Annotated in this window: 1 protein-coding gene; it reads left to right on the top strand. The window is 59.9% G+C overall.

Annotation, left to right across the window (positions count from 1 at the left end; genetic code table 11):
- A partial coding sequence (locus ACW9UQ_RS18735; RefSeq protein ID WP_458932494.1) for a PKD domain-containing protein occupies positions 1-546 on the top strand: 546 nt, incomplete at both ends.

The following is a 546-nucleotide window of genomic DNA, read 5'->3' as shown; positions in this document are numbered from 1 at the left end:
GTGACGCGGCCCGCCCTGAGTGTGGCCGAGATTTCGGGATCGGATCAGCTGCGGGCGTCCCTGGTTCCAGATGTACCGGGTCATTACCAAGCGCGCCTGTCGGTTCTTGATGCCGGCGGCAGTGTTTTGCAGAGCATTGACGTTAACCTCGGGACCAACGGAGTCGCACCCGAAGCGGCCATAGCGGTTAGTGGTATTGTCGGGACCGGCCAGCGCCTGTTGTTTGATGGTTCGGTGTCGACAGATGTGGATGGCGATCGTCTGAGCTATGCCTGGCAGGTGACTGATGCACCGTCCGGCAGCAGTCTTGCAGGCTTGACTGGTACCGGTATCCGCTTTGGCATCACACCAGATCACCATGGTGTCTATGGTGTTGCGCTTATCGTTAGCGATGCGACCGGGTTGCAGTCTGGCGCGGCGGAGATCGTTTTTGACACATCAAGCGGGATCGCTCCTGTGGCGGCAAGCGGATGGACGTCCCGGGTTGCGAAAGCCGGGGAAGCGCTTGTTCTGGATGCCTTTGCATCTACCGACCTTGACGGAGAC

The sequence above is a fragment of the Halovulum sp. GXIMD14793 genome (genome assembly GCF_054457435.1).
The sequence above is the reverse complement of the archived record's forward strand: the minus strand, read 5'-3'. Positions and strand labels throughout refer to the sequence as shown.